The 2728-nt window shown below is 75.1% G+C and carries 3 protein-coding genes; 2 read left to right on the top strand and 1 reads right to left on the bottom strand.

The window, feature by feature from the left end:
- The first annotated feature begins 44 nt into the window (after window positions 1–44).
- Entirely contained in the window at window positions 45–734 is a 690-nt protein-coding gene (locus tag AC1MIR_RS05495; RefSeq protein ID WP_480027180.1) for a lysophospholipid acyltransferase family protein, read from the top strand.
- A gap of 223 nt (window positions 735–957) precedes the next feature.
- On the opposite strand, the gene AC1MIR_RS05490 is transcribed toward AC1MIR_RS05495, so the two are convergent.
- Window positions 958–1560: a gamma-glutamylcyclotransferase gene (locus tag AC1MIR_RS05490; protein WP_480027179.1), complete on the bottom strand. Its 603-nt coding sequence runs from the start codon at window positions 1558–1560 to the stop codon at window positions 958–960.
- 34 nt (window positions 1561–1594) lie between these two features.
- Here AC1MIR_RS05490 and AC1MIR_RS05485 point away from each other — a divergent pair.
- On the top strand, window positions 1595–2728 hold a 1134-nt coding region (locus AC1MIR_RS05485; RefSeq protein ID WP_480027178.1), incomplete at its 3' end, for a DUF2125 domain-containing protein.

The raw sequence follows: 2728 nt of genomic DNA, 5'->3' as shown, positions 1-2728 counted from the left end.
GGTGCTTGCAGGCCAGCACGCAGGCCCCGTTGGGGATATGCGCCATGCCGCGCAGCTCGAGCGTGACGCCGCGCGGCGCGCTGATGTGGGTGCTGCGCGTCTGGGCGCGGTCCGTCGTCCTGCTGCTGCGGGTGATCTGCGGCGTCACGCTCGAGCTGCGCGGCATGGCGCATATCCCCAACGGGGCCTGCGTGCTGGCCTGCAAGCACCAGTCGGCCTTCGACACGATCGTCTGGCTCGCGCTGCTGCCGGACACGGCCTATGTGCTCAAGAAGGAGCTGCTGGCGATCCCGCTCTATGGCTGGCACGCCAGGCGGGCCGGGATGATCCCGGTGGACCGCAGCGGCGGCGGTCCGGCGCTGCGCTCGATGCTGCGGGCCGCGCAGGCGGCGCTGGCGGCGGGCCGGCAGGTGGTGATCTTCCCCGAGGGCACGCGGACCGCCCCCGGCGAGCGCGTGCCCTACCAGCCCGGCGTGGTGGCCATCGCAGGGGCGACCGACGCGCCGGTGATCCCGGTGGCCACCGACAGCGGCCGCGTCTGGGGGAGGCGGGCCTTCCACAAGCGGCCGGGGGTCATCCGCATCTCCGTGCTGCCGCCCCTGCCGCCGCGGCTGCCCCGCGCGAAGTTGCTGCCGGCGCTGGAATCCGTCATCGAAGCCGAGACCGACCGGCTGATGGCGGAATCCCCACGGCCTGTGGATAAATCTGTGGGCGACGACCTGCCCAGAGGGTGAAGCCGCACTCGACAAGGCCTTACAAAAGGCTTGTTTTTTGCGTCGCAGCGCAACACTTCGGTAACCATCCACAGCGGGCGCGGATTGCTAACTTACTGTTTTTACTGATTTTGCCGAATCGGACGTTGCCCGACAGCCACGCCGCAACCAAGACAATGTTACCACTTGATGGCTTTCGCCGGATGGCGGCACGCCCGGGGCTTGACTGTGGACAGACGATTTGTCAGCCGCGCGCCCGCCGCGGCGGCAACAGCGCCGCGATGCGTGCCAGCCCGGCATCCCGCACGCCGATCCCGGCCAGGTGCTCCAGCGTGTTCAGCAGGTAGTCGCGGTTCGCGCCCATCTGGCCGACCCCCTGGGCGATGACCTCCGCCGCGCGCTCGGCCGGCAGCGCCGGCGCGTAGAGCCGGCAGGCCCGGTTCGCGACATAGGCGATCGCCGGCACCACCCGCCCCGGCGCATCCAGCAGGCGGACAGGCACCAGGCGGCGGTGATAGACCTGCTCGGCCCCGTCCGGCAGCTCGCGGTCGTCCAGGTAGCGCAGCACCTCCGCCGCATGCCGACCCGGAACCTGGAACGCCACGCCGTGGCAGGCGCCGCCGTGATCGAGGCCGAGCACCAGCCCGGGCCGCTCCGGCGTGCCGCGATAGCGATGCGACCAGAGGCAGAAGCGCCGGTGATAGCCGCGCAGGAAGGCGCGATGCTGCCCGGCATGGTCGAAGCCGGGCCGCCAGATCAGGGAGCCATAGGCGAAGACCCACATATGCCCGCCGGGCGCGAGCGGCGGGTCGTCGGGCTTGGCGAGGCGATGCGGGAGCGGCTGCACGGGCGGGCGGAGCCGGGCTATAGGGCTGCCGAGCATGGACCGGAAGCCCCCCGCGCGCCTGCCGCGCCGCCTGCTGCTGCTGCTCGCGCTCGGCCTCATGGCGCGGGCCGCCGGCCATGCGGCGCTGTGGCGGAGCATGGCCACCGGCCTGGAGGAGGGCTGGCAGAGCTGGGTCCAGCTGCGCCGCGCCCAGGGATGGCGCGTGGAGCATGCGGAGCCGGTGCGCGGCGGCTGGCCGTTCTCGGCCACGCTGACGATCGCGCGCGTGCAGCTGGAAGGCGGCGCGACGACGCTGCCCGGCGGCATCGCCCTCACCGCGACGCCCCTGGTGCTGCGGGTCAGCCTGCCCTGGCTCGACCGGCTGTTCGTGGAGTTCCCGGGCCAGCAGCGCCTGCGGCTGGGCGCCACCGACTTCCCCTTCGCGGCCGACACGCTGACCGCAACCGTGCCGCTCGAGCCCGACACCCCGCCAAGCGCGGCGGAGCTCACTGGCGAGCGGCTGCGCATCGGCACTCCCGGGGGCGGGCTGGAGGTGCGCAGCCTGACGCTCTCGGCGGCCGGCAGCGCCTCCGCGACCGAGACCGAGCCTGCGCTGGCGCTGCGGCTCTCGGCGGAAGGGGTCGAGCTGCCGTCGGCGATCGGTCCCGGCGCCGCGGCGCTTGGCCGCAGCATCCAGGCGCGCGGCGCGGATCTCTGGGTGAGCGGCCCGGTGCCGCCCGGCCGCGCGCCGACCGCGCGCGCGGAGGCCTGGCGCGACGGCGGCGGCACGCGGGAGCTGCGCGCGATCGCGCTGCGCTGGGGCAGCGTGGGCGCCCAGGGCGCGGCAACGCTGGCACTCGACGATGCGCTGCAGCCGATGGGCGCCGGCACGCTGCGGATCAGCGGCGCCTCGGCGGCGCGGGGGACGCTGGCCGAGGCCGGCCGGGGCGGCCGGCGCGCCGCGGCGACGGCCCGCACCGTGCTGCCGCTGCTCTCGCGCCCCTCCGCCGAGGGTGGGGCGCCCGAGATCGAGGTGCCGGTGACGCTGGAGGACCGCGTCCTCGGCCTGGCCCGCATCCCGGTGCTGCGCTTCGCCCCGCTGGACTGGCCGCCCCCCCCGCCCCCCGGGGGCCGCGGCGGGAGGCGGGCCGGCGCGCCGGGCCGGCCCCCCCCGCGGGGGGCGGCGCGC

Source organism: Falsiroseomonas sp. RANM36, from assembly GCF_056682175.1.
The sequence above is the reverse complement of the archived record's forward strand: the minus strand, read 5'-3'. Positions and strand labels throughout refer to the sequence as shown.

What these genes read in the sequence shown, in the direction of transcription:
- AC1MIR_RS05495 (WP_480027180.1), top strand. Translation starts at nt 45, where the DNA reads ATGCCGCGCAGCTCGAGCGTGACGCCGCGCGGCGCGCTGATGTGGGTG.